25 protein-coding genes are annotated in these 24,070 nt (G+C 44.8%); 24 read left to right on the top strand and 1 reads right to left on the bottom strand.

All coding sequences use genetic code 11. The annotated features are described in order from the left end of the window. Positions 1-4 precede the first annotated feature (4 nt). The 6 genes from prpC (at position 5) to spoVM (ending at position 5,169) form a co-directional block, all read left to right on the top strand. Positions 5-769, top strand: a complete 765-nt coding sequence (prpC, locus tag M1D69_RS12520; protein WP_458105917.1) for a protein-serine/threonine phosphatase PrpC — start codon at positions 5-7, stop codon at positions 767-769. Continuing rightward, a complete protein-coding gene (gene pknB / locus M1D69_RS12515) occupies positions 763-2,712 on the top strand; it encodes a Stk1 family PASTA domain-containing Ser/Thr kinase (protein ID WP_458105918.1) in 1,950 nt (649 codons plus the stop codon). Before prpC ends, pknB begins: the two co-directional genes overlap by 7 nt. Positions 2,713-2,726: 14 nt before the next feature. After that, on the top strand, positions 2,727-3,629 hold the full coding sequence (rsgA, locus tag M1D69_RS12510) for a ribosome small subunit-dependent GTPase A (RefSeq protein ID WP_024121364.1): 903 nt from the start codon (positions 2,727-2,729) through the stop codon (positions 3,627-3,629). 3 nt (positions 3,630-3,632) lie between these two features. Then, a complete protein-coding gene (gene rpe, locus M1D69_RS12505; protein WP_101861202.1) occupies positions 3,633-4,286 on the top strand; it encodes a ribulose-phosphate 3-epimerase in 654 nt (217 codons plus the stop codon). A 74-nt stretch (positions 4,287-4,360) separates the two neighbouring features. Next, positions 4,361-5,005, top strand: coding sequence for a thiamine diphosphokinase (locus M1D69_RS12500; protein WP_044155927.1), 645 nt, complete (start codon positions 4,361-4,363; stop codon positions 5,003-5,005). An 83-nt stretch (positions 5,006-5,088) separates the two neighbouring features. Continuing rightward, positions 5,089-5,169: a stage V sporulation protein SpoVM gene (spoVM, locus tag M1D69_RS12495; RefSeq protein ID WP_003221545.1), complete on the top strand. Its 81-nt coding sequence runs from the start codon at positions 5,089-5,091 to the stop codon at positions 5,167-5,169. 71 nt (positions 5,170-5,240) lie between these two features. Here spoVM and rpmB read toward each other — a convergent pair whose 3' ends face one another. Then, positions 5,241-5,429, bottom strand: a complete 189-nt coding sequence (gene rpmB / locus M1D69_RS12490; protein WP_003221548.1) for a 50S ribosomal protein L28 — start codon at positions 5,427-5,429, stop codon at positions 5,241-5,243. A gap of 278 nt (positions 5,430-5,707) precedes the next feature. On the opposite strand from rpmB, the gene M1D69_RS12485 reads away from it, so the two are divergent. The 18 genes from M1D69_RS12485 (at position 5,708) to M1D69_RS12400 (ending at position 24,060) form a co-directional block, all read left to right on the top strand. Further along, a complete protein-coding gene (locus M1D69_RS12485) occupies positions 5,708-6,070 on the top strand; it encodes an Asp23/Gls24 family envelope stress response protein (RefSeq protein ID WP_024121367.1) in 363 nt (120 codons plus the stop codon). 15 nt (positions 6,071-6,085) lie between these two features. After that, complete coding sequence (locus M1D69_RS12480; RefSeq protein WP_458105919.1) at positions 6,086-7,744, top strand: DAK2 domain-containing protein; 1,659 nt, start codon at positions 6,086-6,088, stop codon at positions 7,742-7,744. A gap of 139 nt (positions 7,745-7,883) precedes the next feature. Then, a complete protein-coding gene (gene sdaAB / locus M1D69_RS12475) occupies positions 7,884-8,546 on the top strand; it encodes an L-serine ammonia-lyase, iron-sulfur-dependent subunit beta (protein WP_024121369.1) in 663 nt (220 codons plus the stop codon). 23 nt (positions 8,547-8,569) lie between these two features. Continuing rightward, on the top strand, positions 8,570-9,472 hold the full coding sequence (sdaAA, locus tag M1D69_RS12470) for an L-serine ammonia-lyase, iron-sulfur-dependent, subunit alpha (RefSeq protein WP_044155925.1): 903 nt from the start codon (positions 8,570-8,572) through the stop codon (positions 9,470-9,472). Continuing rightward, a complete protein-coding gene (recG, locus tag M1D69_RS12465) occupies positions 9,450-11,498 on the top strand; it encodes an ATP-dependent DNA helicase RecG (RefSeq protein ID WP_044155924.1) in 2,049 nt (682 codons plus the stop codon). The genes sdaAA and recG overlap by 23 nt, the downstream gene beginning before the upstream one ends. A gap of 107 nt (positions 11,499-11,605) precedes the next feature. Beyond that, positions 11,606-12,172: a transcription factor FapR gene (fapR, locus tag M1D69_RS12460; protein WP_458105920.1), complete on the top strand. Its 567-nt coding sequence runs from the start codon at positions 11,606-11,608 to the stop codon at positions 12,170-12,172. A 13-nt stretch (positions 12,173-12,185) separates the two neighbouring features. Continuing rightward, positions 12,186-13,184: a phosphate acyltransferase PlsX gene (gene plsX / locus M1D69_RS12455; RefSeq protein ID WP_458105921.1), complete on the top strand. Its 999-nt coding sequence runs from the start codon at positions 12,186-12,188 to the stop codon at positions 13,182-13,184. Between the two features lie 18 nt (positions 13,185-13,202). Next, positions 13,203-14,156, top strand: coding sequence for an ACP S-malonyltransferase (gene fabD / locus M1D69_RS12450; protein WP_024121374.1), 954 nt, complete (start codon positions 13,203-13,205; stop codon positions 14,154-14,156). Beyond that, positions 14,149-14,889, top strand: a complete 741-nt coding sequence (gene fabG / locus M1D69_RS12445) for a 3-oxoacyl-[acyl-carrier-protein] reductase (protein WP_024121375.1) — start codon at positions 14,149-14,151, stop codon at positions 14,887-14,889. The genes fabD and fabG overlap by 8 nt, the downstream gene beginning before the upstream one ends. A gap of 83 nt (positions 14,890-14,972) precedes the next feature. Then, positions 14,973-15,206 (top strand): acyl carrier protein, encoded by a 234-nt coding sequence (gene acpP / locus M1D69_RS12440; protein ID WP_003154310.1) that lies wholly within the window; start codon positions 14,973-14,975, stop codon positions 15,204-15,206. Positions 15,207-15,345: 139 nt separating this feature from the next. Further along, positions 15,346-16,095, top strand: coding sequence for a ribonuclease III (gene rncS / locus M1D69_RS12435; RefSeq protein WP_010334220.1), 750 nt, complete (start codon positions 15,346-15,348; stop codon positions 16,093-16,095). Between the two features lie 100 nt (positions 16,096-16,195). Then, positions 16,196-19,756, top strand: coding sequence for a chromosome segregation protein SMC (smc, locus tag M1D69_RS12430; protein ID WP_458105922.1), 3,561 nt, complete (start codon positions 16,196-16,198; stop codon positions 19,754-19,756). Between the two features lie 19 nt (positions 19,757-19,775). Further along, positions 19,776-20,765 (top strand): signal recognition particle-docking protein FtsY, encoded by a 990-nt coding sequence (ftsY, locus tag M1D69_RS12425; protein WP_458105923.1) that lies wholly within the window; start codon positions 19,776-19,778, stop codon positions 20,763-20,765. An 84-nt stretch (positions 20,766-20,849) separates the two neighbouring features. Then, entirely contained in the window at positions 20,850-21,620 is a 771-nt protein-coding gene (locus tag M1D69_RS12420; protein WP_458106156.1) for a phosphotransferase family protein, read from the top strand. A gap of 130 nt (positions 21,621-21,750) precedes the next feature. After that, positions 21,751-22,083, top strand: a complete 333-nt coding sequence (locus M1D69_RS12415) for a putative DNA-binding protein (protein ID WP_044155914.1) — start codon at positions 21,751-21,753, stop codon at positions 22,081-22,083. Positions 22,084-22,096: 13 nt separating this feature from the next. Next, positions 22,097-23,437 (top strand): signal recognition particle protein, encoded by a 1,341-nt coding sequence (ffh, locus tag M1D69_RS12410; protein ID WP_458105924.1) that lies wholly within the window; start codon positions 22,097-22,099, stop codon positions 23,435-23,437. Positions 23,438-23,542: 105 nt separating this feature from the next. After that, positions 23,543-23,815, top strand: a complete 273-nt coding sequence (rpsP, locus tag M1D69_RS12405) for a 30S ribosomal protein S16 (protein ID WP_003220815.1) — start codon at positions 23,543-23,545, stop codon at positions 23,813-23,815. Further along, positions 23,815-24,060: a KH domain-containing protein gene (locus M1D69_RS12400; RefSeq protein ID WP_024121381.1), complete on the top strand. Its 246-nt coding sequence runs from the start codon at positions 23,815-23,817 to the stop codon at positions 24,058-24,060. The genes rpsP and M1D69_RS12400 overlap by 1 nt, the downstream gene beginning before the upstream one ends. Positions 24,061-24,070: the final 10 nt, after the last annotated feature.

Raw genomic sequence — 24,070 nt, 5'->3', positions numbered from 1 at the left:
AGGGTTGTTAACAGCCTTAAAAACAGATACAGGGAAAATCCGCCAGCATAATGAAGATGATGCGGGTATTTATAAGGGGAAAGACGATTTTGTATTAGCGGTTGTCGCTGATGGCATGGGCGGCCATCTTGCTGGAGATGTTGCAAGCAAGATGGCTGTGAAAGCCATGGGAGAGAAATGGAATGAGGCAGATACGATTCCTGCAGCGCCGTCAGAGTGTGAAGAGTGGCTCATTGAGCAGATTCTCGCGGTAAACAGCAAGATTTACGATCATGCCCAAGCGCACGAAGAATGCCAAGGCATGGGAACAACCATTGTATGCGCTCTTTTCACAGGCAAAACGGTTTCCGTTGCTCATATAGGCGACAGCAGATGCTATTTGCTTCAGGACGATCTTTTCGTTCAGGTGACAGAGGATCATTCTCTTGTGAATGAACTGGTTCGCACTGGTGAAATCTCCAGAGAAGATGCTGAGCATCATCCGCGCAAAAATGTGCTGACGAAGGCGCTCGGAACAGATCAATCTGTCAGTATTGATGCACGTTCTTTCGAAATTGAACCCGGAGACAAACTCCTTTTATGTTCTGATGGACTGACGAATAAAGTGGAAGTCACTGAATTAAAAGACATCCTGCAAAGCGATTCAGCTCCTCAGGAAAAAGTAAACCTGCTTGTGGACAAAGCCAATGAGAATGGCGGGGAAGACAATATTACAGCAGTGTTGCTTGAGCTTGCTTTACATGTTGAAGAGGGTGAAGATCAGTGCTAATCGGCAAGCGAATCAGCGGGCGTTACCAGATTCTCCGTGCCATAGGCGGCGGGGGAATGGCCAACGTTTATTTAGCTGAGGACATTATTCTTGATCGTGAAGTCGCAATCAAAATCCTGCGGTTTGACTATGTGAATGACAATGAGTTTATCAGGCGTTTCCGAAGAGAAGCCCAATCGGCATCAAGCCTTGATCACCCGAATATTGTCAGCATTTATGATTTGGGCGAGGAAGATGATATTTACTATATTGTCATGGAATATGTAGAGGGCATGACGCTAAAAGAATACATAACAGCAAATGGGCCGCTTCACCCCAAAGAAGCGCTCAGCATCATGGAGCAAATTGTCTCAGCCATTGCCCATGCCCACCAAAATCATATTGTCCACAGGGATATTAAACCGCATAACATTTTGATCGACCATATGGGCAATATCAAAGTAACGGATTTTGGAATTGCGACTGCACTGACTTCGACAACAATCACCCACACCAATTCTGTGCTGGGCTCAGTCCATTATTTATCCCCCGAACAGGCGCGGGGCGGTCTGGCCACAAAAAAATCAGATATTTATGCGCTTGGGATTGTCTTATTTGAGCTGTTAACCGGCCGAATCCCGTTTGATGGAGAATCGGCTGTCAGCATCGCCTTAAAGCATCTTCAGGCTGAAACCCCTTCAGCGAAAAGGTGGAATCCCTCAGTACCCCAAAGCGTTGAAAACATCATATTAAAGGCAACCGCCAAAGATCCTTTTCATCGCTATGAAACTGCTGAAGATATGGAAGAAGATATTCGAACAGCTTTTGACGCGGACAGGCTCAACGAAAAGAAATTTACGATTCAAGATGATGAAGAAATGACGAAAGCGATTCCCATTATTAAGGATGAAGAGCTTGCGAAAGCTTCTAATGAAACCGAAGCTGACATGACATTTCCTCAAGAAAACCAAACGAAGAAAAAAGCAAAGAGAAAAAAATGGCCGTGGATTTTGCTCACCATATGCCTGATTTTTATCACGGCAGGAGTTCTCGCCGTCACTGTTTTTCCTTCTCTTTTTATGCCTAAGGATGTCAAAATACCCGATGTAGCAGGGATGGAATATGAGAAAGCGGCAGATCTTCTAGAAAAAGAAGGCTTGCAGGTAGATTCAGACGTTTTGGAAATCTCAGATGAGAAGATCGAAGAAGGCCTGATGGTCAAAACCGATCCTAAAGCAGAGTCCACTGTTAAAGAAGGAGCAACGGTTACGCTTTATAAGAGTACAGGTAAAGCAAAAAAGCAGATCGGTGATGTGACGGATCAATCAGTCGACAAGGCAAAAAAAGTGTTAAAGGAACAGGGCTTTAAAAATGTAACGGTGGATGAAGTAAATAATGATGAGAAAGACGCCGGCACTGTCATAGACCAGAATCCGTCAGCGGGGACCGAACTTGTGCCGGACGAAGATCAAGTTAAGCTCACAGTCAGCATCGGGCCGGAAGATATTACGCTCAGAGACTTAAAAACATACAGTAAGGAAGCAGCCTCAGGATATCTGGAAGATAACGGGCTCAAGCTGGTGGAAAAAGAAGCGTACTCAGATGACGTTCCGGAAGGACAGGTTGTCAAACAAAAACCGGCAGCGGGAACGGCGCTAAAGCCGGGAAATGAGGTCGAAGTGACATTTTCTCTCGGACCTGAGAAGAAACCGGCGAAAACAGTGAAAGAAAAAGTCAAGATTCCATATGAGCCTGAAAACGAAGGGGACGAGCTGGAGGTGCAAATCGCGATTGACGACGCGGACCACAGCATTTCTGACACTTACGAACATTTTAAGATGAAAGAGCCCGTAGAACGGACAATCGAACTGAAGATTGAACCTGGCCAAAAAGGGTACTATCAAGTGATGGTAAATAATAAAGTCGTCAGCTACAAAACAATTGAGTATCCGAAAGATGAATAACAAGGAGGGAAAATATGCCTGAGGGCAAAATCATTAAAGCGCTAAGCGGCTTTTATTACGTACTGGATGAATCAGAGGATTCAAATAACGGAAAAGTTATACAATGCAGAGGAAGAGGCATTTTCAGAAAAAATAAAATCACCCCTTTGGTCGGTGATTATGTTGTTTATCAAGCTGAAAATAATAAAGAAGGATATCTTCTGGAGATTAAAGAAAGAACCAATGAACTTATCAGGCCGCCGATCTGCAACGTTGATCAAGCGGTGCTTGTTTTCTCGGCGATGCAGCCATCTTTCAGCACAGCATTGCTCGACCGTTTCTTGGTTCTCGTAGAAGCGAATGACATCCAGCCGATTATTTGTATTACAAAAATGGATTTAATTGAAGATCAACATACACAAAAGCTCATTCAAGCGTATGCTGAAGACTACCGGAACATTGGTTATGACGTATATCTTACCTCTTCTAAGGATCAAGACAGTTTAACGGAGATCATCCCGCATTTCCGCGGCAAAACAACGGTCTTTGCCGGCCAGTCGGGGGTTGGAAAATCCTCGCTTCTCAACGCGATCAGTCCCGAGCTGGGTTTGAGAACAAACGAGATTTCCGAGCATTTAGGCCGCGGGAAGCACACAACCCGCCATGTGGAGCTCATTCACACGTCCGGAGGTCTGGTTGCGGATACGCCGGGTTTCAGCTCTCTTGAGTTTACAGACATTGAAGAAGGAGAGTTGGGCTACACCTTCCCTGACATCAGAGAAAAAAGCGCATCATGCAAATTCAGAGGATGTCTGCATTTGAAAGAGCCGAAATGTGCAGTCAAACAAGCTGTTGAAGAAGGGGAATTAAAGCAGTACCGCTACGACCATTATGTTGAATTTATCACAGAGATCAAAGACAGAAAGCCGAGGTATTAGATCATGGTAAAGATTGCACCTTCTATTCTTTCCGCTGATTTTGCCGCTTTAGGCAAAGAGATTCAAGATGTAGAAAAAGGCGGAGCCGATTACATTCATGTTGATGTCATGGACGGCCATTTTGTCCCGAATATTACGATTGGGCCGTTGATTGTAGAAGCCATTCGTCCGGTGACGAAACTGCCCCTGGATGTACATTTAATGATTGAAGAGCCGGATCGTTATATCCCGGCTTTCGCAAAAGCTGGAGCAGATATCCTGTCTGTACATGCCGAAGCCTGTCCGCACCTTCACCGGACAATCCAGCTTATGAAAGAGCAGGGTGTAAAAGCTGGCGTTGTCCTGAATCCGCATACACCTGTTCAAGTAATTGAGCATATTTTTGAAGAACTTGATCTCGTTCTCTTAATGACGGTGAACCCTGGATTTGGCGGACAGAAATTTATTCATTCTGTTCTTCCGAAAATAAAAGAAGTGAAACGAATGGCGGAGGAAAAAGGGAAACATGATCTGCTAATTGAAGTAGACGGCGGCGTCAACAAAGAAACAGCCCCGCTAGTCATCGAAGCGGGCGCAAATTTACTTGTTGCCGGTTCTGCTGTTTATGGCCAAACTGACCGCGAAAAAGCTATTTCTGAGATAAGAGGAAGCAAATAAGCAGCAGGAGAAAGAGCCGGGCGTATTTAGCCCGAGCTCTTTTTCCTGTACCCAGAAGCAGAAAGGAAAAAGAGATGAGAAAAATCAATATCGTTGCGGGAGGCCCAAAAGATTTGATCCCTGACCTGACTGGTTATACGGCTGATCACACGATCTGGGTCGGGGTTGACAAGGGCACAGTCACGCTTTTAGATGCCGGCATCATTCCTGATGAAGCTTTCGGAGATTTTGACAGCATTACGGAGCAGGAACGCCGGCAAATCGAAAAAGCCGCGCCCGCTCTCCATGTGTACCAGGCAGAAAAAGATCAAACTGATTTAGACCTCGCTCTTGATTGGGCCCTGGAAAAGCAGCCGGATGTCATTCAAATCTTCGGAATTACGGGAGGCAGAGCAGATCACTTTTTAGGAAATATTCAGCTGCTGTACAGGGGAGTAAAAACAAATTCGAAAATGAAGCTTATAGACAAACAGAATGATATTCAGATGTTCTCTCCAGGCGAATATTCTCTTCTTATCGATCAAAACAAACGGTATATCTCCTTCATCCCATTTACAGAAGAAGTAAATGAGCTGACTCTCACCGGTTTTAAATATCCGCTAAATAAGTGTCATATTACGCTTGGTTCAACACTATGTATTAGTAACGAACTCATTCATTCACGAGGTACTTTTTCGTTTGCGAAAGGCATATTAATAATGATAAGAAGCACGGATTAGCTTCTGCTTTCACTCATTTGTTGAAATTAATGAACCTTAAAGCGATGAACAGGCGGTTACGGGACTTATAGGAGGGGACAAAAATGAAATTTTACACCATTAAATTGCCGAAGTTTTTAGGAGGAATTGTCCGGGCGATGCTGGGCTCATTTAGAAAAGATTAAAGCCCAGGGGTTAAAGCCCCCTTTCACCACATAAAAACGCCTGCCACATATCAGGGCAGGCGTTCATTTTGTTATACACGCTCAACTTTACCGGATTTCAAAGCTCGAGCAGATACATATACTTTTTTAGGTTTTCCGTTCACAAGGATACGAACCTTTTGAAGATTCGCGCCCCAAGTGCGCTTAGAAGCGTTCATTGCGTGAGAACGGTTATTCCCAGCTGTTGTTTTTTTACCTGTGATAACGCATTTACGTGCCATTTGTTTCCCTCCTCACTTGCACAAAACATCTACTTTTTCACTTTCATATGTTCTTAGATGCTTTCGATATGGATACTTTAAATAATTTACCACAGCTAAAAAACGTTTGCAACTATTGTTTCATCATCTTTCAAGAAAATTCACTTGACATCTTGCACAAACAGCGGCGCTATAGTATATGTAAAGAGACGTGCAGCGTTTGTCGCGTCTTTTCTTTTCATAATGGAATTCATATAGTAGAATAGCTGTAACTCTATGCATTCGAAGGAGGAACTAGTGTGTCCATTGAATTAAGAACCAAATACGGGCAGATTGATATATCGAATGAAGTCATTGCAATGGTTGCCGGCGGCGCTGCGATTGACTGTTACGGCATCGTTGGAATGGCCTCTAAAAACCAAATTAAAGACGGACTGACTGAAATCCTTCGGAAAGAGAATTTCAGCAGAGGTGTTCAAGTTCGCCAAGAAGCAGAACAGATACATATTGACATGTATATCATTGTCAGCTACGGCACAAAAATTTCTGAAGTGGCACATAACGTCCAAACAAAAGTAAAGTACACAGTAAATCAAACAGTCGGACTTGCAGTGGACTCTGTCAATATTTATGTCCAAGGCGTACGAGTGACGAACCCGTAGTTAGGAGGAGTAGGATTGTCTATCAGAACATTAGACGGCAGAACCTTTGCCGAGATGATTCTTGCAGGTGCACAGAATCTGTCGCAAAACGCGAGTGCGGTTGACGCGCTCAACGTGTTTCCGGTGCCGGACGGTGATACGGGAACAAACATGAACCTGTCAATGACTTCCGGAGCAAGAGAAGTGGAGCATTTAGAGACAACTGATATCGGTAAAGTGGGCTCCGCGTTATCTAAAGGATTGCTCATGGGGGCAAGAGGGAATTCAGGAGTCATCCTGTCCCAATTGTTCCGAGGATTCAGTAAAAGCATTGAAACAAAAAAAGAAATTAATGCAAAAGAGTTTGCCGCCGCGCTGCAAGCCGGTGTCGATATGGCTTACAAAGCAGTCATGAAGCCTGTGGAGGGCACCATCTTAACAGTTGCAAAAGATGCTGCGAAACAAGCGGTGGCCCTGGCGGAAAAAGAAACCGATATCATTGCGCTGATGACATCGGTGACAAAGGAAGCTGAGGCATCCTTAAACCGGACACCAGAATTGCTGCCTGTCCTGAAGGAAGTAGGAGTCGTTGACAGCGGAGGCAAAGGCCTGCTTTGTGTGTATGAAGGTTTCCTCGCTTCATTAAAAGGAGAGACCGTTCCTGAGAAAACCGTTCTTCCGTCACTTGATGACATGGTCAGCGCAGAGCATCATAAGAGCGCGCAGAGCATGATGAATACAGATGATATTGAATTCGGTTTCTGTACAGAAGTGATGGTAAGGCTCGATCAGAATAAAAGAGAATTTGATGAAGGCACATTCAGAAATGACCTCAGCCAATTTGGTGATTCTCTTTTGGTTATTGCAGACGAGTCTCTGGCGAAGGTTCATATTCATGCTGAAGAGCCGGGAAACGTGTTAAACTACGCTCAAAATTACGGTGAATTAATAAAAATCAAAATTGAAAACATGAGAGAGCAGCACACTTCCATCATCAGCCAGGACAGCGAGCCTGCTCACAGCGAGAAAGCGGCAAAGCAGCCGTACGGCATTGTGACTGTTGTGATGGGAGAAGGTATTTCTGATTTATTCAAAAGCATTGGCGCTTCCGTTGTGATTGAAGGCGGCCAGACGATGAACCCGAGCACTGAGGATATTGTCGAGGCCGTGAAATCTGTAAATGCAGAAACGGTGTTTATCCTACCGAATAACTCCAACATCATCATGGCTGCTAATCAAGCGGCCAGCGTAATGGGTGAACAGGTTTTTGTCATTCCTGCCAAAACGGTTCCGCAAGGGATGTCAGCGCTGTTGGCATTTAATCCGGATCAAGAGCCTGAAGCAAATGAAACCAATATGCTAAGTGCCATTCAGCAAGTAAAAAGCGGACAGGTGACATACTCAGTCAGGGATACTCATATTGACGGACAAGACATAAAAAAAGGCGACTTTATGGGAATTCTGAATGGAACGATTATCGGCAGTGCTGAAGATCAGCTGGGTGCTGCAAAAATGCTCTTGTCAGAAATGATCGGAGAAGAGGACGAAATTGTCACCATTCTTTATGGAGAGGATGCGTCTCAAGAAGAAGCTGAAGAGCTTGAAGCGTTTCTCAACGACAAGTACGAAGAGATTGAGGTTGAAATCCACAACGGAAAACAGCCGCTGTATTCGTATATAGTTTCTGCAGAATAGAAGGGCGATTCGCCCTTCTATTCTTATGTCTGCTTTTAAGTGCGGCAGCGCTGTAACGCGCCCGCTTGCCATTTTATATCCGATCAATTAGTCTAGAAGCAAAGCCGCTTATAAGCTCTGTTTCATAAGGAGGAATAGCATGAAATACAGAAGCGTTTTTGATATTATCGGTCCGGTTATGATCGGTCCGTCCAGTTCGCATACAGCAGGAGCGGCGAGAATCGGGAGAGTGGCCAGAAGTTTATTTGGCAGAGAGCCTGAGCGCATCGTTGTGTCCTTTTACGGCTCTTTTGCTGAAACATATAAGGGTCACGGCACAGATGTGGCAATTATCGGCGGTCTGCTTGATTTTGATACATTTGACGAACGGATTAAAACCGCTATACAAATTGCAGAAGATAAAGGAATTGATATAGAGTTTCGAGTTGAAGACGCTGTTCCGGTTCACCCGAACACAGCTCGAATTAGTATTTCTGATGAAAAGGGAGAACTTGAACTGACGGGAATTTCGATAGGCGGAGGAAAAATTGAAATCACAGAATTAAACGGCTTTGAGCTCCGTCTGTCTGGAAACCACCCTGCCATTCTAGTTGTCCATAATGACAAGTTTGGCACCATTGCAGGAGTTGCCAATGTCCTTGCGAAATTCTCAATCAACGTCGGCCATATGGAAGTCGCCCGCAAGGATATTGGTCAGCTTGCGCTGATGACAATAGAAGTGGATCAAAATATTGACGATGATGTTCTCGATGAGCTGTCGAAGCTGCCGAATATTATTCAAGTGACAAAGATTGCTGACTAGCGAAGGGTCAGGAGGAGCCAGTTATGTTTCGTAATGTAAAAGAATTAATTGAGATAACGAAAGAAAAGCAAATATCCATCTCTGACATCATGATCGCTCAAGAGATGGAAGTAACAGAAAAAACAAAAGAAGAAATTTTTCAGCAGATGGATCACAATCTGACTGTTATGGAAGCGGCGGTTCAAAAAGGGCTTGAAGGAGTTACGAGTCAAACGGGCTTAACAGGCGGAGATGCCGTTAAATTACAGGCCTACATTCGATCTGGAAAAAGCCTGTCGGGAGCGCTGATTTTAGACGCGGTATCGAAAGCTGTCGCAACAAATGAAGTGAATGCCGCCATGGGAACAATCTGTGCGACACCGACTGCCGGATCTGCAGGTGTAGTGCCGGGTACGTTATTTGCCGTGAAAGAAAAACTGAACCCGACAAGAGAACAAATGATCCGCTTTTTATTTACGGCCGGAGCTTTCGGATTTGTCGTAGCAAATAATGCAAGTATTTCCGGTGCTGCCGGCGGGTGTCAGGCAGAGGTAGGATCTGCCTCGGGCATGGCAGCTGCGGCAATTGTTGAAATGGCAGGCGGAACACCTGAGCAAAGTGCGGAGGCCATGGCCATTACATTAAAAAATATGCTCGGCCTTGTGTGTGATCCTGTTGCGGGCCTTGTTGAAGTGCCTTGTGTGAAGCGAAATGCAATGGGCGCATCAAACGCGATGATTGCTGCTGATATGGCATTAGCAGGCATTACAAGCCGGATTCCATGTGACGAGGTCATCGATGCGATGTATAAAATCGGCCAAACGATGCCCACTGCCCTTAGAGAAACAGGCCAGGGCGGTTTAGCGGCCACACCGACGGGAAGAGAATTAGAGAAAAAAATATTCGGAGGAGCGCTGGGTTCAAGTGAAACAACATCAGCAAACTAGTATAGCCAACATTAAGGGCATTGGGCCGGAAACAGAAAAAACATTAAATGAACTCGGTATTTATGACATTTCTGATCTTCTGAATTATTTCCCTTATCGCTATGATGACTACGAGCTGAGGGATTTAGAAGAAGTACAGCATGATGAAAGAGTCACAGTTGAAGGGAAGGTTCATTCAGAGCCTTCTCTTACCTATTATGGAAAAAAACGAAACAGGCTGACATTTCGCCTTCTTGTCGGCCATTATTTAATCACTGCCATTTGTTTTAACCGTCCTTATTTAAAGAAAAAGCTTTCGCTGGGCTCTGTTGTGACGATTTCCGGAAAATGGGACAAGCATCGTCAGACCATTTCTGTTCAGGAATTAAAAAATGGGCCGCATCAAGAGGATAAAAGCATTGAACCAGTCTATTCCGTCAAAGAAAATGTCACCGTCAAAATGATGAGACGTTTTATTCAGCACGGGCTGACCCAATATGCGGACTCAATACCTGATCCTCTCCCGGAAAATCTTAAAGTTCGCTATAAGCTGCCGGACTATCATCAAGCGTTAAAAGCGATGCACCAGCCAGAAACAAGAGAAGCATTAAAGCTGGCCAGACGCCGATTCGTTTACGAAGAATTTTTATTATTTCAGTTGAAAATGCAGGCGTTCCGAAAGGCGGAAAGAGAGCAGTCACAAGGGATACGGCAGCGTTTTTCAAACGAAGAACTCATGACATTTGTCAAAAGCCTCCCGTTTCCTCTCACCAACGCCCAGTCCCGCGTGCTTCGCGAAATAACAGCAGACATGTCTTCCCCATATAGAATGAACCGTCTTCTTCAAGGAGACGTCGGATCAGGAAAAACGGCAGTCGCTGCCATCGCGCTTTATGCGGCCATTTTATCCGGATATCAGGGAGCGCTTATGGTCCCGACAGAAATTCTTGCTGAACAGCATGCTGATTCCCTTGTTTCACTGTTTGAAAAGTGGGATGTCAATGTCGCCCTTCTGACAAGCTCTGTAAAAGGGAAGCGCCGAAGGGAATTGCTTGAGCGGCTTGCTGCGGGAGAGATTGATATTCTTGTAGGAACCCATGCTTTAATCCAGGATGAGGTCGAGTTTAAAGCGCTAAGTCTTGTCATCACGGATGAGCAGCACCGATTTGGAGTTGAACAGCGGAAGAAGCTTCGGAACAAAGGGCAGGATCCCGATGTTCTCTTTATGACAGCCACTCCGATTCCGAGAACCCTGGCGATTACTGTTTTCGGTGAAATGGATGTCTCCGTCATTGATGAGATGCCGGCGGGGCGGAAACAAATCGAGACCTATTGGGTGAAACATGACATGCTGGACCGCATTCTGGCATTCGTCGAAAAAGAATTAAAGCAGGGCAGACAGGCGTATATTATCTGTCCGCTGATCGAAGAATCAGACAAGCTTGATGTGCAAAACGCTATAGATGTATACAATATGCTTTCTGAGGTTTTCCGTGGAAAATGGAACGTCGGCCTTATGCACGGAAAACTGCATTCCGATGAAAAAGATCAGGTGATGAGGGAATTCAGCGCGAATACGTGTCAAATTCTCGTATCAACCACTGTTGTTGAAGTCGGAGTGAACGTTCCGAATGCAACGATTATGGTCATTTACGACGCCGATCGCTTTGGTTTGTCCCAGCTTCACCAGCTGCGCGGCCGAGTCGGCCGCGGCGAGCACCAATCCTACTGCATTCTTATGGCTGATCCGAAATCAGAAACAGGAAAAGAACGGATGAGAATCATGTCGGAAACCAATGATGGCTTTGAACTGTCTGAAAAGGATTTGGAACTGAGAGGCCCGGGAGATTTCTTTGGAAAAAAACAAAGCGGAATGCCTGATTTTAAGGTGGCGGACATGGTTCATGATTACAGAGCGCTTGAAACGGCAAGGCAGGACGCTGCAAATCTGGTGGCTTCGGAAGCATTCTGGAACGACCCTGAATATGGGGCGCTAAGAGAGCATTTGCTGAAAAGCGGAGTCATGGATGGGGAAAAATTGAGCTGAGGCAAGAAGTTTTTGGTGTTTAACCAGAAACAATCATTGCATTCCAATCTATGAAATTATATACTACTATTAGTACCTAGTCTTAATTTGCCGGATGGTGTTTAGATATGAGAAGAAATAAGAAAGAACGCCAGGAATTACTTCAGCAGACGATCAAAGCAACCCCATTTATTACAGATGAAGAATTAGCGGGAAAATTCGGAGTAAGCATTCAGACGATTCGTTTGGACCGCTTGGAGCTTTCCATACCGGAGCTGAGAGAAAGAATTAAGAACGTGGCAGAGAAAACGCTTGAAGATGAAGTGAAGTCCCTGTCACTAGACGAAGTCATCGGAGAAATTATTGACCTTGAGCTGGATGATCAAGCGATTTCTATTTTAGAAATAAAACAGGAGCATGTATTCAGCCGGAATCAAATTGCGAGAGGACACCATTTATTTGCTCAGGCGAATTCTTTGGCCGTTGCAATTATAGATGACGAATTGGCGCTGACTGCAAGTGCAGACATCCGCTTTACCAGGCAGGTAAAGCAGGGTGAGCGCGTCGTTGCGAAAGCGAAAGTGAAGGCGGTTGAGAAAGATAAAGGAAGAACGGTTGTCGAAGTAAACAGCTATGTTGCAGAGGAAATTGTTTTTTCCGGACGCTTTGACATGTACCGTTCAAAACATTCATAAAGGTGGAGCATGCATGAGAATAGCTGTAGATGCAATGGGAGGAGACCACGCTCCCAAAGCTGTTATTGACGGAGTTATGAAGGGTGTAGAGTCATTTGATGATCTTCATATTACACTTGTCGGTGACAAGACAACAATAGAATCGTATTTAACAACATCATCAGACCGCATCACGGTGCTGCACGCAGATGAAGTGATTGAGCCTACGGACGAACCGGTCCGCGCCGTGCGGAGAAAAAAGAACTCTTCGATGGTCCTGATGGCGCAGGAAGTTGCGGAAGGCAGAGCTGACGCCTGCATTTCAGCAGGAAATACCGGCGCGTTAATGACAGCCGGCCTGTTTATTGTGGGAAGAATTAAAGGAATTGACCGCCCTGCGCTTGCACCGACACTGCCGACTGTATCAGGCGGCGGATTTCTGCTCCTTGATGTCGGCGCCAATGTGGATGCCAAGCCTGAGCATCTCGTTCAATACGCCATTATGGGTTCTGTTTATTCCCAGCAAGTCCGAGGCGTGACTTCACCGAGAGTCGGACTTTTGAATGTCGGAACAGAAGATAAAAAAGGAAACGAATTGACGAAGCAGACGTTCCAATTATTAAAAGAGGCAAACATCAACTTTATCGGAAACGTCGAAGCGCGGGACCTTTTAGACGATGTAGCAGATGTCGTAGTAACGGACGGATTTACCGGGAATGTTACACTCAAGACGCTTGAAGGCTCTGCGATGTCCATTTTTAAAATGATGAAAGAAGCGCTCACGTCAAACTTTACATCTAAGCTTGCGGCCGCTGTGCTGAAGCCGAAGATGAAGGAAATGAAAATGAAAATGGATTATTCCGAATACGGCGGAGCAAGTCTTTTCGGTTTGAAAGCGCCGGTAATCAAGGCACACGGCTCTTCTGATGCCCGTGCGGTTTACCATGCGATCCGCCAAGCCAGAGAGATGGTCAGCCAAAACATGGCTGCGCTCATTCAGGAAGAAGTAAAAGAAGAAAAAACAGATGAATAGTCTGGAGGTTTTTACATCATGAGTAAGATTGCATTTTTATTCCCTGGTCAGGGATCTCAATTTATCGGCATGGGAAAAGAGCTTTATGATCAGGTTCCAGCTGCGAAACGTCTGTTCGATGAAGCGGACGAAACATTGGAAACAAAGCTCAGCTCACTGATTTTTGAAGGTGATGCCAAAGAATTAACCCTTACATACAATGCGCAGCCTGCTTTGCTGACGACTAGCATTGCGGTGCTTGAAAAATTTAAAGAATCAGGCATTACACCTGATTTCACAGCCGGACACAGCCTTGGAGAATATTCTGCACTGGTGGCGGCTGGCGCAATGAGCTTTAAAGACGCTGTTTACACTGTCAGAAAACGCGGTGAGTTCATGAACGAAGCGGTGCCGGCCGGAGAAGGAGCGATGGCGGCCATTCTCGGCATGGATGCCGACGCATTGAAACAAGTAACCGATAAAGTCACTGAGGACGGCCACCTTGTGCAGCTTGCCAACCTCAACTGTCCCGGACAAATCGTTATTTCCGGAACGGCAAAAGGAGTAGAGCTTGCATCTGAACAGGCAAAAGAGAACGGCGCTAAACGTGCGATTCCGCTTGACGTAAGCGGTCCGTTCCATTCTGAACTGATGAAGCCTGCCGCTGATAAGCTGAAGGAAGTCTTGGACTCCTGTGAACTGAAAGACGCAGACGTGCCGGTGATCTCAAATGTTTCTGCAGATGTGATGACAGATAAGGCAGACATTAAAGAGAAACTCATTGAGCAGCTGTACTCCCCGGTTCGTTTTGAGGAAACTGTTAACAAGCTGATCGCAGAGGGTGTTACGACATTTATTGAAATCGGTCCCGGCAAAGTGCTTTCAGGCCTTGTGAAAAAAGTAAACAGACGCTTAAAAACCATTGCCGTATCAGACCCGGAAACGATTGAACTGGCAATTCAAACGCTTAAGGAGGAGAATGAGAATGCTTAATGAAAAAACAGCTGTTGTCACTGGCGCATCCCGCGGAATCGGCCGTTCAATCGCCCTTGACTTGGCCAAAAACGGTGCAAACGTTGTCGTTAACTACTCAGGCAGCGAAGCGAAAGCAAATGAAGTCGTAGATGAAATCAAATCAATGGGCAGAAAAGCAATTGCTGTCAAAGCCGATGTATCAAATCCTGAAGATGTACAAAACATGATAAAAGAAGCGATTTCTGTTTTCTCTACGATTGACATTCTAGTGAACAACGCCGGAATTACAAAAGACAATCTCATCATGAGAATGAAAGAAGATGAGTGGGATGATGTCATTAACATTAACCTGAAGGGTGTTTTCAACTGCACGAAAGCTGTGACAAGACAAATGATGAAGCAGCGTTCAGGCCGGATTATTAACGTATCGTCTATCGTCGGCGTCAGCGGGAATCCTGGACAAGCCAACTACGTGGCTGCAAAAGCAGGTGTGATCGGCTTAACAAAGTCTTCAGCTAAAGAACTCGCAAGCCGCAACATCACAGTCAATGCGATTGCGCCTGGATTTATCTCAACTGATATGACAGATAAGCTTGCCAAAGACGTTCAAGATGAAATGCTGAAACAAATTCCGCTCGCTCGCTTTGGCGATCCCGGGGATGTCAGCAGCGTCGTCACGTTTCTTGCTTCAGAGGGAGCGCGTTACATGACAGGCCAGACGCTTCATATTGACGGCGGAATGGTAATGTAAGTTTTTTCTCGAAAATTTCATCATAGTTACTCTAGTTTTTTAAAAACGAATCCACTATAATACTTGAGGGGAGGTGAATTGCTATGGCAGATACATTAGAGCGTGTAACGAAAATCATCGTAGATCGCCTTGGCGTTGATGAAGCAGACGTCAAACTTGAAGCTTCTTTCAAGGAAGACTTAGGTGCTGATTCCCTGGATGTAGTTGAGCTTGTTATGGAACTTGAAGACGAGTTTGATATGGAAATTTCTGACGAAGATGCTGAAAAGATTGCAACAGTCGGCGACGCTGTGAACTACATACAAAACCAGCAATAAGCTGATGCTAAAAGTCCCGCCGAAACGCGGGGCTTTAGCCCTTTATTCGTGCAGTTATTACAGCATGCCGCTTTTACGCGCGCTGTATCCGGTTTAGTCAGAGAAGCGCGGTGAACCTGATGTGCCTATGGAGGTTACTATGTCAAAACACTCACATTATAAAGATAAGAAAAAGTTCTATAAAAAAATAGAACAATTTAAAGAGTTTCAAGAACGGATCTCGGTTCACTTTCAAAATGAAAAGCTTTTGTATCAAGCATTTACACATTCATCTTATGTGAATGAGCATCGGAAAAAGCCGTATGAAGATAATGAAAGGCTTGAATTTTTAGGTGACGCTGTTTTGGAACTGACGATCTCCAGATTCTTATTTGCCAAGTATCCGGCTATGAGTGAAGGAGATTTGACGAAATTGAGAGCCGCGATTGTATGCGAACCGTCTCTCGTTTCATTGGCTCACGAACTGTCATTCGGCGATCTTGTCCTATTAGGGAAAGGCGAGGAAATGACGGGTGGCAGAAAACGTCCTGCACTTTTGGCGGATGTCTTCGAAGCATTTATCGGAGCCTTGTATCTTGACCAGGGATTAGAGCCGGTCGAAAGTTTCTTAAAAGTCTATGTGTTCCCTAAAATAAACGATGGTGCTTTTTCTCATGTGATGGATTTTAAAAGCCAGCTGCAGGAATACGTGCAGCGAGACGGCAAGGGCTCGCTGGAGTATAAAATATCCAACGAAAAAGGACCTGCCCACAACCGTGAATTCGAAGCCATCGTATCTCTAAAAGGTGAACCACTCGGAGTCGGAAACGGCCGTTCAAAGAAAGAAGCCGAACAGCACGCTGCTCAGGAAGCTCTAGCTAAATTGCAAAAACACCATACGAAACAATAAAATCCCCCTAAGTTATAAGGGGGATTTCAGTATGTTTGCCGTCTTATTTCATCCATGTTTATGATAAAATTGAAATACTTATTACATAAGGAGGATCGCTATGTTCCTCAAACGTTTAGACGTTATAGGATTTAAATCATTTGCAGAACGGATTTCCGTTGATTTTGTAAAAGGCGTCACTGCGGTTGTCGGCCCGAACGGAAGCGGAAAAAGCAATATCACAGACGCTATTCGCTGGGTTCTTGGAGAACAATCAGCACGTTCCCTTCGCGGCGGGAAAATGGAAGATATTATTTTTGCCGGCAGTGATTCGAGAAAACGGTTAAATCTTGCCGAAGTTACACTTACGCTTGATAATGACGATCATTTTTTGCCGATTGACTTCCATGAGGTCAGTGTCACAAGACGTGTGTACAGATCTGGCGAGAGTGAATTTTTAATTAACAATCAGCCGTGCCGCTTAAAAGATATTATTGATTTATTTATGGACTCAGGACTTGGAAAAGAAGCATTTTCGATTATCAGCCAAGGGAAAGTGGAAGAAATCCTGAGCAGCAAAGCGGAGGATCGCCGCAGTATCTTTGAAGAAGCAGCAGGGGTGCTCAAATACAAAACGAGAAAGAAAAAAGCAGAAAACAAGCTGTTTGAAACCCAGGATAATTTAAACCGGGTAGAAGATATATTACACGAGCTGGAAGGCCAGGTTGAACCTCTTAAAATACAGGCCTCAATCGCGAAAGACTACCTGGAGAAAAAGAGAGAGCTTGAGCACGTTGAAATTGCGCTGACCGCTTACGATATTGAAGAGCTGCACGCCAAATGGTCAAGCCTTCAGGAGAAAGTGCAAGCCGCTAAGGAAGAAGAGCTTGCTGAATCGTCTGCTATCTCAGCAAAAGAAGCGAAAATTGAAGATGCTCGAGACAAAATTCAAGCGCTCGATGAATCAGTGGACGAGCTCCAGCAAGTCTTGCTTGTGACAAGTGAGGAGCTTGAAAAGCTGGAAGGGCGCAAAGAAGTACTGAAAGAACGCAAAAAAAACGCTGTCCAAAACCGAGAGCAGCTTGAAGAAGCCATCGTACAGTTTCAGCAAAAAGAAGCTGTGCTGAAAGAAGATCTTGCGAAGCAGGAAGCTGTTTTCGAAACGCTTCAGACAGAAGTGAAAGATTTAAAAGCACAGGTGAAGGAAAAGCAGCAGGCTCTCAGTCTTCATAATGAAAATGTCGAAGAGAAAATTGAACAGCTGAAAAGCGATTACTTTGAGCTGTTAAACAGCCAGGCGTCGATTCGCAATGAGCTCCAGCTGCTTGATGACCAGATGTCCCAATCAGCTGTTACCCAGCAGAGGCTAGCTGATAATAATGAAAAGCATCTTCAGGAACGGCGCGATATTTCCGTCCAAAAAGCTGCATGTGAAACCGAGTTTGCCCGCATAGAGCAGGAGATTCACAGCCAAGTCGGCGCGTATCGTGAAATGCAGGTCAAATACGAGCAGAAAAAGCGTCAATATGAGAAAAATGAATCTGCTCTTTACCAAGCATATCAATACGTCCAGCAGGCGAGATCGAAAAAAGACATGCTTGAGACGATGCAGGGAGATTTCTCCGGCTTTTATCAAGGTGTTAAAGAGGTGCTGAAAGCGAAAGAGCGGCTTGGCGGTATTCGCGGGGCAGTCCTTGAGCTGATTTCAACAGAACAAAAGTATGAAACGGCCATTGAAATAGCACTCGGAGCTTCAGCACAGCATGTCGTAACAGATGATGAACAGTCCGCCCGTAAAGCGATTCAATATTTAAAACAGAATTCGTTCGGCCGGGCGACATTTCTGCCGCTTTCTGTCATTAAAGACCGTCAGCTTCAAAGCAGGGACGCGGCAACTGCGGAGCAGCACCCGTCATTTCTCGGGGTTGCCAGTGATCTTGTCACATTTGATCCGGCGTATCGCCGTATCATTCAAAACCTGCTTGGCACCGTTCTGATTACAGAGCATTTAAAAGGCGCAAATGAGCTTGCGAATCTGCTTGGACACCGTTACCGCATTGTTACTCTCGAGGGCGATGTCGTGAATCCTGGAGGTTCAATGACGGGGGGCGCCGTTAAAAAGAAAAACAATTCCCTGCTAGGAAGAAGCCGGGAACTAGAGGATGTCACCCAGCGGCTCGCTGAGATGGAAGAAAAAACAGCGCAGCTTGAACAAGAGGTCAAAACCCTTAAGCAATCCATTCAGGAGATTGAGAAAAAACTGGCTGAATTAAGAGAGGCCGGGGAAGGCTTAAGAGTAAAGCAGCAGGATGTGAAAGGCCAGCTGTATGAGCTTCAAGTCGCTGAGAAGAATATCAATACTCACTTAGAGCTCTATGATCAAGAAAAATCAGCTCTGTCAGAAAGCGATCAAGAGAAGAAAGCGCGCAAACGCGAGCTGGAAGAAAAGCTTTCTTCCGTATCCGAAAAGATGAAACAGCTTGAAGAGGATATTGATAGACTGACAAAACAAAAACAGACACAGTCCTCTACAAAAGAGTCTCTCTCCAATGAGCTGACTGAGCTGAAGATCGCAGCAGCGAAAAAAGAGCAAGCATGTAAGAGCGAAGAGGACAACCTCGCTAGATTAAAGAAAGAGCTCCAAGAAACAGAGCTTGCTTTAAAAGAGACGAAAGAAGACCTAAGCTTCTTAACGTCAGAAATGTCATCAAGCACAAGCGGCGAAGAAAAACTGGAAGAGGCCGCGAAACATAAATTGAATGACAAAACAAAAACAATTGAATTGATTGCGTTAAGGCGTGACCAGAGGATCAAACTTCAGCAGGGGCTTGATACGTATGAGCGCGAGCTGAAAGAAATGAAGCGCCTGTATAAACAAAAAACAACGCTCTTAAAAGACGAAGAAGTAAAACTAGGCCGAATGGAAGTCGAGCTTGATAATTTGCTGCAATACTTGCGGGAAGAATATAGCTTGTCCTTTGAGGGAGCCAAAGAGAAATACCAGCTTGAAACAGATCCCGAGGAAGCACGAAAGCGCGTGAAGCTGATTAAACTCGCAATAGAAGAGCTTGGAACGGTAAACCTCGGAAGCATAGATGAGTTTGAGAGGGTTAACGAACGCTATCAATTCTTGTCAGAGCAAAAAGAAGATTTAACAGAAGCAAAAAATACCCTGTTCCAAGTGATTGAGGAAATGGACGAAGAGATGACGAAACGCTTTAATGATACATTCGTCCAAATCCGTTCTCACTTTGATCAAGTCTTCCGCTCCTTATTCGGAGGAGGACGAGCGGAATTAAGGCTCACCGATCCGAATGATCTGCTGCATTCCGGAGTGGAAATTATCGCGCAGCCGCCGGGGAAAAAACTGCAAAACTTAAACCTTTTGTCTGGCGGAGAGCGTGCGCTTACTGCCATTGCGCTCTTATTCTCAATTTTAAAGGTGCGCCCTGTGCCGTTTTGTGTTCTAGACGAGGTAGAAGCCGCGCTTGACGAAGCAAATGTGTTCCGGTTTGCGCAGTATTTGAAAAAATACAGTGCCGATACCCAGTTTATTGTGATTACCCACAGAAAAGGCACAATGGAGGAAGCTGATGTGCTTTACGGAGTGACGATGCAGGAATCCGGTGTTTCTAAGGTCATCTCAGTGAAGCTGGAAGAGACAAAAGAATTCGTTCAGTAACGAGGAAAGAGGTTATAAGATGAGTTTTTTTAAAAAATTAAAAGAGAAAATCACAAAACAGACAGATTCCGTATCTGAAAAGTTTAAAGACGGCCTTGAAAAAACGAGAAACTCCTTTCAAAACAAAGTGAATGATCTCGTGTCCCGTTACCGTAAAATTGATGAGGACTTCTTCGAAGAGCTTGAAGAGGTCCTGATCAGTGCTGATGTCGGTTTTACAACGGTTATGGAGCTGATAGACGAGCTCAAAAAAGAAGTGAAACGCAGAAATATTCAAGATCCGCAGGAAGTGCAGTCTGTTATTTCTGAGAAGCTGGTAGAGATTTATAACAGCGGAGACGAACAAATTTCTGAGCTGAACATTCAGGAAGGGCGTTTAAATGTCATTCTCCTAGTCGGCGTAAATGGAGTCGGCAAAACGACAACGATCGGAAAGCTTGCCCATAAACTAAAGCAAGAAGGAAAGTCTGTTGTACTCGCTGCCGGAGACACTTTCAGAGCAGGAGCGATTGAACAGCTTGAAGTATGGGGAGAACGTACGGGTGTGCCTGTCATTAAGCAGGCGGCCGGCAGCGATCCTGCGGCTGTCATCTATGATGCTGTTCACGCTGCCAAAGCGAGAGAGGCCGATGTATTGATTTGTGATACGGCAGGGCGTCTTCAAAATAAGGTAAACCTGATGAAGGAGCTCGAAAAGGTGAAGCGCGTTATCGAAAGAGAAGTGCCCGAAGCGCCTCATGAGGTGCTGCTCGCCCTTGATGCCACCACTGGACAAAACGCAATGGCACAGGCGAAGGAGTTCTCTAAAGCAACAAATGTTACCGGCATTGCTTTAACGAAGCTTGACGGTACGGCAAAAGGCGGTATCGTCCTTGCGATCCGCAACGAACTTCACATCCCGGTTAAACTAGTCGGGTTAGGTGAAAAAGTTGATGATCTCCAGGAATTTAATCCTGAATCGTATGTATACGGCCTCTTTTCAGATTTAGTGGAAAAAGCCGACGATTAATGAATAAAAAACGAGTGTAAAATGGACGATTTTATACTCGTTTTTTTATACGCATTGATGTATCGGAATGGAGGGTGCAGATTGTTGGACAAATCGCTGAAAGCTGAATTGGAAAGTAAGATCGGCGTGATAAAACACATGTCGCTGTTGGATGAACAGGGAAGCACTTCAACCGTCCGAAAAATAGTGATCGGCCAAGACGCATTTCTGCTGAAAAGTTCTTCTCAACAGAGGTATCGGGAATGGTTAATGAGAGAAGCCCTTGTTTTACAAAAGCTGATGGAAACTCGTCGTCTGCCTGTTCCTATTTATTATGGGTTTATACAGGAACAGCATTCCAGCCATATCGTAATGTCATTTGAGGACGGAATCACACTGACTTCTGCTTTAAAAAAAGCAAAGGGGGATACTGAAAAGAAAAAGCTGATCAAAAGCTTCGGCCAGTTTCTGCAACGGCTGCATGAAACCGAAATTGTCCCTAGTTTACAGCCGGAAATAGATTGGCTCGATCTGCAAATCAAACGAGCCGGGGTATATGTCAAAAAAGGACAAGCTGAAGGAAGTTCGGGGCTTTTGAAGGGATTGGATCAGCACAGGCCTGTTCCTGTTCAGCAGACAATGATCCATGGTGATTGCACAACTGATAATGTGCTGGTGAAAAACGGAGAGGTATATCTGTTTATCGATGCTGAGGGAATATCGGCGGGAGATCCGCGATATGATGAATCATTAGCGATCAGAACTTTCGTCACAAATGAAGCATTTCTCAATGCTTTTTACGAAGGCTATTGCCGCTATCGAGTATCTAAACAAGAATTCGAGTATTTTAACGAAGGTCTATATGAATTTTTTTGAAAAAGATGAATTTACTTATTATGCAAAAAGAGCAGCATGCTTTGACAAGATAAAAACTTGACAGTCTCAATGAAACCATGTAAACTAAGTTATCGTAAAGGGATTTGACTTAACAAAGGGGAGAGCTCATATGTCGCTCGAAAAGACAACGAGAATGAATTATCTGTTTGATTTTTATCAGTCGTTGTTGACGTCTAAACAGAAGAGCTATATGTCTCTTTATTATTTGGACGATTTCTCCCTTGGCGAAATAGCCGAAGAGTATGAGGTTTCAAGACAAGCTGTTTATGATAACATCAAACGAACAGAAGCGATGCTTGAACAATATGAAGAAAAGCTGCTCCTTTTGAAAAAGTTTCAGGAGCGTAAAGAGATGTTTAATAAGCTGAAGGAGCTTGCTTCCGGTACTGAAGAAAAGGAAGAAATTACAGCTCTGATTGAAGCGCTTGAGAAATTAGATTAGGAGGCGGCAAACTATGGCATTTGAAGGATTAGCCGACCGACTGCAGCAGACGATTTCTAAAATCCGCGGAAAAGGGAAAGTCAGCGAACAAGATGTAAAAGATATGATGCGTGAGGTTCGTCTTGCGCTGCTTGAGGCTGACGTTAACTTTAAAGTAGTCAAGGATTTTGTCAAAAAAGTAAGTGAACGCGCTGTAGGCCAAGACGTCATGAAAAGTCTGACGCCCGGCCAGCAGGTCATTAAAGTCGTTAAAGAGGAACTGACTGAGCTGATGGGCGGCGAAGAGAGCAAAATCGCCGTTGCGAAAAGACCGCCGACTGTTATTATGATGGTCGGTCTCCAGGGTGCCGGTAAAACGACAACAAGCGGTAAGCTTGCAAATCTGCTGCGCAAAAAACATAATCGCAAACCGATGCTGGTTGCTGCCGATATTTACCGTCCTGCTGCAATCAAGCAGCTGGAAACGCTCGGCAAGCAGCTCGACATGCCTGTTTTTTCCCTTGGTGATCAGGTCAGCCCTGTAGAAATAGCCAAGCAGGCTATCGAAAAAGCCAAGGAAGAACACTATGATTATGTCATTTTGGATACAGCAGGCCGTTTGCATATCGACCATGAGCTTATGGATGAACTGACCCAAGTGAAAGAAATCGCGAATCCGGAAGAAATCTTTCTGGTTGTCGATTCAATGACCGGGCAGGATGCCGTGAATGTAGCCAAAAGCTTTAACGAACAGCTCGGTTTAACCGGTGTTGTGTTAACGAAGCTTGATGGAGACACGCGCGGGGGTGCTGCACTTTCCATTCGTGCGGTGACAAACACGCCGATTAAATTCGCCGGTTTAGGCGAAAAACTTGATGCATTAGAAGCATTCCATCCTGAACGCATGGCATCAAGGATTCTCGGCATGGGTGACGTGTTAACATTGATTGAAAAAGCTCAGGCAACCGTCGATGAAGACAAGGCCAAAGAGCTGGAACAAAAAATGAGAACAATGAGCTTCACATTGGATGATTTTCTGGAGCAGCTCGGACAGGTCAGAAACATGGGGCCTTTGGATGAGCTTCTGCAAATGATGCCGGGTGCAGGTAAGATGAAAGGCTTGAAAAATATTCAAGTTGATGAAAAGCAGCTGAATCATGTGGAAGCGATCATTAAATCGATGACCGTTCTTGAAAAAGAACATCCGGATATCATTAATGCCAGCCGGCGCAAGCGGATTGCGAAAGGAAGCGGGACGTCCGTACAGGAAGTCAACCGTCTGCTTAAGCAGTTTGACGAAATGAAAAAAATGATGAAGCAGATGACAAACATGTCAAAAGGAAAGAAAAAAGGATTTAAGTTACCTTTTATGTAATCGGTTATACATGATAAAACCGTTGTTAAGAAAAAACACTTTACAAACACTTTTATCATTGTTAATATACTATCTTGTTGAAATATTTTCGGAGGTGCTAGTAAAATGGCAGTAAAAATTCGTTTAAAACGTATGGGAGCAAAAAAATCTCCTTTCTATCGTATTGTTGTAGCAGATTCTCGTTCACCGCGTGACGGCCGTTTCATCGAAACAGTCGGCACTTACAACCCGGTTGCAAAACCAGCGGAAGTAAAAATCGATGAAGAGCTTGCTCTTAAATGGCTTCAAACTGGTGCGAAACCATCTGATACAGTTCGTAACTTGTTCTCTAGCCAAGGAATCATGGAAAAATTCCACAACGCTAAACAAGGCAAGTAATGACTGATCAACACTTGGAAGATTTGATTGTCACGATTGTGACGCCGCTTGTTGATCATCCAGATGACATTCGGGTCATAAGAGAAGAAACCGATCAAAAGATTGCGCTGCGCTTATCTGTTCATAAGTCAGATACCGGTAAAGTTATCGGGAAGCAAGGCCGGACTGCAAAAGCGATTCGAACAGCTGTATTTGCAGCTGGCGCACAGTCTTCTAAGAAAGTTCAATTTGAAATATTTGACTAAAAGGGAGAGG

Source organism: Bacillus sp. PK3-037 (assembly GCF_054161355.1).
This window is presented reverse-complemented; position numbering and strand designations above follow the sequence as displayed.

What these genes read in the sequence shown, in the direction of transcription:
- rsgA (WP_024121364.1), top strand. Translation starts at nt 2,727, where the DNA reads ATGCCTGAGGGCAAAATCATTAAAGCGCTAAGCGGCTTTTATTACGTA.
- rpe (WP_101861202.1), top strand. Translation starts at nt 3,633, where the DNA reads ATGGTAAAGATTGCACCTTCTATTCTTTCCGCTGATTTTGCCGCTTTA.
- M1D69_RS12500 (WP_044155927.1), top strand. Translation starts at nt 4,361, where the DNA reads ATGAGAAAAATCAATATCGTTGCGGGAGGCCCAAAAGATTTGATCCCT.
- spoVM (WP_003221545.1), top strand. Translation starts at nt 5,089, where the DNA reads ATGAAATTTTACACCATTAAATTGCCGAAGTTTTTAGGAGGAATTGTC.
- rpmB (WP_003221548.1), bottom strand. Translation starts at nt 5,429, where the DNA reads ATGGCACGTAAATGCGTTATCACAGGTAAAAAAACAACAGCTGGGAAT.
- sdaAB (WP_024121369.1), top strand. Translation starts at nt 7,884, where the DNA reads ATGAAATACAGAAGCGTTTTTGATATTATCGGTCCGGTTATGATCGGT.
- sdaAA (WP_044155925.1), top strand. Translation starts at nt 8,570, where the DNA reads ATGTTTCGTAATGTAAAAGAATTAATTGAGATAACGAAAGAAAAGCAA.
- fapR (WP_458105920.1), top strand. Translation starts at nt 11,606, where the DNA reads ATGAGAAGAAATAAGAAAGAACGCCAGGAATTACTTCAGCAGACGATC.
- plsX (WP_458105921.1), top strand. Translation starts at nt 12,186, where the DNA reads ATGAGAATAGCTGTAGATGCAATGGGAGGAGACCACGCTCCCAAAGCT.
- fabD (WP_024121374.1), top strand. Translation starts at nt 13,203, where the DNA reads ATGAGTAAGATTGCATTTTTATTCCCTGGTCAGGGATCTCAATTTATC.
- fabG (WP_024121375.1), top strand. Translation starts at nt 14,149, where the DNA reads ATGCTTAATGAAAAAACAGCTGTTGTCACTGGCGCATCCCGCGGAATC.
- acpP (WP_003154310.1), top strand. Translation starts at nt 14,973, where the DNA reads ATGGCAGATACATTAGAGCGTGTAACGAAAATCATCGTAGATCGCCTT.
- rncS (WP_010334220.1), top strand. Translation starts at nt 15,346, where the DNA reads ATGTCAAAACACTCACATTATAAAGATAAGAAAAAGTTCTATAAAAAA.
- smc (WP_458105922.1), top strand. Translation starts at nt 16,196, where the DNA reads ATGTTCCTCAAACGTTTAGACGTTATAGGATTTAAATCATTTGCAGAA.
- ftsY (WP_458105923.1), top strand. Translation starts at nt 19,776, where the DNA reads ATGAGTTTTTTTAAAAAATTAAAAGAGAAAATCACAAAACAGACAGAT.
- M1D69_RS12415 (WP_044155914.1), top strand. Translation starts at nt 21,751, where the DNA reads ATGTCGCTCGAAAAGACAACGAGAATGAATTATCTGTTTGATTTTTAT.
- ffh (WP_458105924.1), top strand. Translation starts at nt 22,097, where the DNA reads ATGGCATTTGAAGGATTAGCCGACCGACTGCAGCAGACGATTTCTAAA.
- rpsP (WP_003220815.1), top strand. Translation starts at nt 23,543, where the DNA reads ATGGCAGTAAAAATTCGTTTAAAACGTATGGGAGCAAAAAAATCTCCT.
- M1D69_RS12400 (WP_024121381.1), top strand. Translation starts at nt 23,815, where the DNA reads ATGACTGATCAACACTTGGAAGATTTGATTGTCACGATTGTGACGCCG.